Source organism: Roseateles sp. (genome assembly GCF_019237615.1).
Lineage (GTDB): Bacteria > Pseudomonadota > Gammaproteobacteria > Burkholderiales > Burkholderiaceae_C > Pelomonas.
The window spans coordinates 1-5,362 of record NZ_JAFAGT010000070.1 but is presented as its reverse complement, the minus strand read 5'-3'; the positions used below and the strand labels follow the sequence as shown (position 1 = coordinate 5,362).

Below are 5,362 nucleotides of genomic sequence, written 5' to 3'. Positions count from 1 at the left end.
TGGTCAGGCTCCACGCGGGACTGGTCCCCCATCGGGTCCGTCACGCTCAACCCGGAACGCGACTCGGTCGTCACCGCGGCCTCGCGCTCCCGAAATACTCAGCCATTGGCTGCGTGAACGAGGCGACAAGTAGCTTGACGCGCGCCGCCTTCCCGGCAGGGCGTTGAAGCGTTCCAATGCCTGGATTTATGAATTGGGGGTCACCGAATCGTCACATTCGATCCCTAGGATGCCGGTCATCGTCAAAACCGCCATGCGGAAGGTGTCTCAGATGAAGTTTGTCCAGGTCAGCAAGTCGTTCGCCCTCGTCGTCGGTCTGTTCGGTGCCCAGCTGGCGCTTGCCCAGGACGTGACCGGTGCCGGCGCCACGTTCCCGGCGCCCATCTACGCCAAGTGGGCCGATGCCTACAACAAGGCCAGCGGTGCCCGCATCAACTACCAGTCGGTGGGTTCCGGCGCCGGCATCAAGCAGATCAAGGCCAAGACGGTGGACTTCGGTGCCTCCGACATGCCTCTGAAGGACGAAGAGCTGGCCAAGGACGGCCTGGTGCAGTTCCCCACCGTCATCGGTGGCGTCGTGCCCGTCATCAACGTCAAGGGCATCGCCCCGGGCCAGCTGAAGCTGACCGGCCCCGTGCTGGCCGACATCTATCTCGGCAAGATTACGAAGTGGAATGATGCGGCCATCAGCGCGCTGAACCCCGGCGTCGCACTGCCTGACGCGGCCATCGCCCCCGTGGCACGCGCCGACGGCTCGGGCACGACCTTCATCTTCACGAACTACCTGTCCAAGGTCAGCGAGTCCTGGAAGAGCCAGGTCGGCGAGGGCACGACGGTCAAGTGGCTGACCGGCACGGCCGGCAAGGGCAACGAGGGCGTCGCCGCCTTCGTGCAGCGCCTGCCCAACTCCATCGGCTACGTCGAGTACGCCTATGTGAAGCAGAACAAGATGACCTACGTCCAGTTGAAGAACCGTGACGGCCAGTGGGTCAACCCGAGCGACGAGGCCTTCAAGGCCGCCGCGGCCGGCGCCGACTGGAACAAGACCTTCTACCAGATCACGACCGACCAGCCCGGCAAGACCGCCTGGCCGCTGACCAACCCGACCTACATCCTGATGTACAAGTCGCAGGACAAGGCAGCGCAAGCCGCCGCCGCGCTGAAGTTCTTCGACTGGGCCTATGTCAACGGTGACAAGGCCGCCGACGAGCTGGACTACGTGCCGCTGCCCGCCAGCGTGAAGGACCTGGTGCGCAAGCAGTGGGCCGACCACATCAAGGACACGGCTGGCAAGTCCATCGCCTATAAGTGATATCCGCGCGCTGAAGCGCAGCCCGGCTTCGGCCGGGCTTTGCCGTATCCGCAGCGCATCTCCATCCCGAGCAGACCTACGGAGGTTCCTTGGCCGCCATTCTTCCCGCCGATAGCGCTGATCGAAGCGAGCCTCAGCCGCATTCGATGAAGCCGCAGCCACCCCGCCGCCGTGTCGCCCCCTGGGCCGATACGCTGTTCGCCGCACTGTCCCAGGGGGCCGCGTGGCTGACGCTGGCCCTGATGGTCGGCATCATCGGCGCCCTCGTCATCGGCGCGGCGCCGGCGCTCAAGGCCTTCGGCCTGGGCTTCCTGACCAGCGCGGAATGGGATCCGGTGCAGGAGAAGTTCGGCGGCCTGGTGATGATCTACGGCACGCTGGCCAGCTCCTTCATCGCGCTGCTCATCGCGGTGCCGGTCAGTTTCGGCATCGCCATCTTCCTGACCGAACTCTCGCCCAGCTGGCTGAAGCGGCCGCTGGGCATCGCCATCGAGCTGCTGGCCGCCGTGCCCTCCATCGTCTACGGCATGTGGGGTCTGCTCGTCTTCGGCCCCATCCTCGCCACCTTCGTGCAGCAGCCGCTGCAGGCCCTGCTGGGCGGCGTGCCGTATCTGGGTTCGCTGGTGTCGGGCCCGCCGGTGGGCATAGGCATCCTGTCGGCCGGCATCATCCTGGCCATCATGATCATCCCCTTCATCGCCTCGGTGATGCGCGACGTCTTCGAGGTCACGCCGCCCATGCTGAAGGAGTCCGCCTACGGCCTGGGCGCGACGACCTGGGAGGTCGTCTCGCGCGTCGTGCTGCCGTACACCAAGACCGGCGTCGTCGGCGGCATCATGCTGGGCCTGGGCCGCGCGCTGGGCGAGACCATGGCCGTCACCTTCGTCATCGGCAACATGAACCAGCTCAACTCGCTGTCCGTCTTCGAGGCGGCCAACAGCATCACGTCCACCCTGGCCAACGAATTCGCCGAGGCCGGCGAGGGCATGCACCAGGCCGCGCTGATGTACCTCGGCCTGGTGCTGTTCCTGATCACCTTCATCGTGCTGTCGATTTCCAAGCTGCTGCTGGCGCGCCTGAAGAAGAACGAGGGAGCCCGCTCATGAGCAAGCTGGATGCGAGCCGCCTGGCCATGCATGCCAAGCGCAAGCGCGTCAACGTGGTCGCGCTGACGCTGTCGCTGGGGGCCATGGCCTTCGGCGTGTTCTGGCTGATCTGGATCCTGTTCGAGACCATCTACCTCGGCATCGGTGGCCTCAGCCTGGCCACCTTCACGCAGATGACGCCGCCGCCGCAGGGCGAGGGCGGTGGTCTGGCCAACGCCATCTTTGGCAGCTTCGTCATGGTGGGCCTGGCGACGCTGGTGGGCACGCCCATCGGCATCCTGGCCGGCGTCTACCTGGCCGAATACGGCCAGAAGAACTGGCTTGGCGGCGCGGTGCGCTTCATCAACGACATCCTGCTGTCCGCGCCCTCCATCGTCGTGGGCCTGTTCGTCTACGCGGTCGTCGTCGCCAAGCTGAAGAGCTTTTCCGGCTTCGCCGGCTCGATGGCGCTGGCGCTGCTGGTCATCCCCGTCGTCATCCGCACGACGGAGAACATGCTCAGCCTGGTGCCCAACGCGCTGCGCGAGGCGGCCTATGCCTTGGGCACGCCCAAGTGGAAGGTCATCCTGTCCATCACGCTGAAGGCGGCGAGCGCCGGCGTCATCACAGGCATTCTGCTGGCCCTGGCCCGCGTGTCCGGCGAGACCGCGCCGCTGCTGTTCACGGCGCTGTCCAACCAGTTCTGGACCAGCGACCTCGGCTCGCCGATGGCCAGCCTGCCGGTCACCATCTTCAAGTTCGCGATGAGCCCCTACGAGAACTGGCAGAAGCTGGCCTGGGCCGGCGTCTTCCTGATCACGGTGGGCGTGCTGCTGCTGAACATCCTGGCCCGCGTGCTCTTCAAGAACAAACACTAAGGACTCACCATGGACGCCAAGATCGAAACGCCCGTGGGCGAGCGCGCCAAGCTGTCGGTGCGCAACCTGAACTTCTACTACGGCGGCTTCCACGCGCTGAAGAACATCAACCTCGACATTCCCGAGAAGAAGGTCACCGCCTTCATCGGCCCGTCGGGCTGCGGCAAGTCCACGCTGCTGCGCACGCTGAACCGCATGTTCGAGCTGTATCCCGAGCAGCGCGCCGAAGGCCAGATCCTGCTGGACGGCGAGGACATCCTGACCAGCAAGGACGACGTCTCGCTCATCCGTGCCAAGGTCGGCATGGTGTTCCAGAAGCCCACGCCCTTCCCGATGTCCATCTACGACAACATCGCCTTCGGCGTGCGTCTGTTCGAGACGCTGCCGCGCGTCGAGATGGACGAGCGCGTGGAATGGGCGCTGAAGAAGGCCGCACTCTGGACGGAAGTGAAGGACAAGCTGAGCCAGAGCGGCGCCGGCCTGTCCGGCGGCCAGCAGCAGCGCCTGTGCATCGCGCGCGGCATCGCCATCAAGCCAGAGGTGCTGCTGCTCGACGAACCCTGCTCGGCGCTGGACCCGATCTCCACGGCCAAGATCGAAGAGCTGATTGCCGAGCTGAAGAACGAATACACCGTGGTGATCGTGACGCACAACATGCAGCAGGCCGCGCGCTGCTCCGACTACACCGCCTACATGTACCTGGGCGACCTGGTCGAATTCGGCGCCACCGAACAGATGTTCTTCAAGCCGCAGCGCAAGGAGACCGAGGACTACATCACGGGCCGCTTCGGCTGAGCCCGCAGGGAGAACACGCATGCCCGACAAACATCTTTCCACCCAGTTCGACAGTGAACTCAATGGCGTGTCCTCGCGCGTCATGGAGCTTGGCGGCCTGGTCGAATCGCAGATCCGCCAGGCGATCTACGCGCTGTCGCAGTTCAGCTCCGAAGCGGCCGACCAGGTGATCGACACCGAGGTGCGCGTCAACGGCCTGGAGGTCGAGATCGACCGCGAGCTGTCGTCCATCATCGCGCGGCGCCAGCCGACGGCGCGCGACCTGCGCCTGCTGATCGCCATCTCCAAGACCACCGCCAACCTCGAGCGCGTGGGCGACGAGGCCGAGAAGATCGCGCGCATGGTCAAGTCCATCATCGAAAGCGGCTCGGCCCGCGCGCTGCCGTCCACCGACCTGCGGGTGGCGGCCGAGCTGGCCTCGGGCCTGCTGCGCAAGGCACTCGACGCCTTCGCCCGCCTGGACACCGCGATGGCCCTGTCCATCCTCAAGGAAGACGACCTGATCGACCGCGAGTTCGACGGTTTCGTGCGCAAGCTCATCACCTACATGATGGAAGACCCGCGCACCATCTCCGCCAGCCTCGACCTGCTGTTCCTGGCCAGGGCCATCGAGCGCATTGGCGACCACGCCAAGAACATTGCCGAATTCATCATCTACATCGTGAAGGGGGCCGACGTCCGACACGCTTCGATGGAGCAGATCGAATCGGCCCTTCAGTCCCAGTAATGAAGAACCAGCCCCGAGTCCTGATTGTCGAAGACGAACCCGCGATCGCCGAGCTGATCGCCGTCAACCTACGCCACAACGGCTTCGCGCCGATCTGGGCGGAAGACGGCCTTTCGGCGCAGCGCGAGCTGGATGCCGTGCTGCCCGACGTGATCCTGCTCGACTGGATGCTGCCCGGCCAGAGCGGCCTGACGCTGGCGCGCAAGTGGCGCGCCGACGCCCGCACCAAGCCGATCCCGATCTTGATGCTGACCGCCCGCGGCGACGAACCGGACAAGGTGGCCGGGCTCGACGCGGGTGCCGACGATTACATCACCAAGCCGTTTTCCACCCAGGAGATGCTGGCGCGCATCCGCGCCGTGCTGCGCCGCCGCGCGCCGGAGCAGGTGAGCGACAGCGTCAGCATCGGGCCGCTGGTGCTGGATGCCTCCACGCACCGCGTGACCTGGCAGGGCCAGGCGCTCAAGGTGGGGCCGACCGAGTTCAAGCTGCTGCACTACCTGATGAAGCATCCGGAGCGGGTGCACAGCCGCTCGCAGCTGCTGGACAAGGTCTGGGGCGACCA

General features: G+C 65.6%; 6 protein-coding genes. All 6 read left to right on the top strand.

Annotated elements, in window-relative coordinates; genetic code table 11:
- The first annotated feature begins 271 nt into the window (after positions 1–271).
- Positions 272–1,312: a phosphate ABC transporter substrate-binding protein PstS gene (pstS, locus tag JOY88_RS14455; protein WP_293503331.1), complete on the top strand. Its 1,041-nt coding sequence runs from the start codon at positions 272–274 to the stop codon at positions 1,310–1,312.
- A gap of 146 nt (positions 1,313–1,458) precedes the next feature.
- Positions 1,459–2,418: a phosphate ABC transporter permease subunit PstC gene (gene pstC / locus JOY88_RS14450; protein ID WP_293503330.1), complete on the top strand. Its 960-nt coding sequence runs from the start codon at positions 1,459–1,461 to the stop codon at positions 2,416–2,418.
- Positions 2,415–3,275, top strand: a complete 861-nt coding sequence (gene pstA, locus JOY88_RS14445) for a phosphate ABC transporter permease PstA (RefSeq protein WP_293503329.1) — start codon at positions 2,415–2,417, stop codon at positions 3,273–3,275. The genes pstC and pstA overlap by 4 nt, the downstream gene beginning before the upstream one ends.
- Positions 3,276–3,284: 9 nt before the next feature.
- Positions 3,285–4,070, top strand: a complete 786-nt coding sequence (gene pstB / locus JOY88_RS14440) for a phosphate ABC transporter ATP-binding protein PstB (RefSeq protein WP_293503328.1) — start codon at positions 3,285–3,287, stop codon at positions 4,068–4,070.
- Between the two features lie 19 nt (positions 4,071–4,089).
- Positions 4,090–4,797, top strand: a complete 708-nt coding sequence (gene phoU, locus JOY88_RS14435; RefSeq protein ID WP_293503327.1) for a phosphate signaling complex protein PhoU — start codon at positions 4,090–4,092, stop codon at positions 4,795–4,797.
- The coding region (locus JOY88_RS14430) for a response regulator (protein ID WP_293503326.1) at positions 4,797–5,362 on the top strand (566 nt) is incomplete at its 3' end. The genes phoU and JOY88_RS14430, both read left to right, overlap by 1 nt.

What these genes read in the sequence shown, in the direction of transcription:
- pstS (WP_293503331.1), top strand. Translation starts at nt 272, where the DNA reads ATGAAGTTTGTCCAGGTCAGCAAGTCGTTCGCCCTCGTCGTCGGTCTG.
- pstB (WP_293503328.1), top strand. Translation starts at nt 3,285, where the DNA reads ATGGACGCCAAGATCGAAACGCCCGTGGGCGAGCGCGCCAAGCTGTCG.
- pstC (WP_293503330.1), top strand. Translation starts at nt 1,459, where the DNA reads ATGAAGCCGCAGCCACCCCGCCGCCGTGTCGCCCCCTGGGCCGATACG.
- pstA (WP_293503329.1), top strand. Translation starts at nt 2,415, where the DNA reads ATGAGCAAGCTGGATGCGAGCCGCCTGGCCATGCATGCCAAGCGCAAG.
- phoU (WP_293503327.1), top strand. Translation starts at nt 4,090, where the DNA reads ATGCCCGACAAACATCTTTCCACCCAGTTCGACAGTGAACTCAATGGC.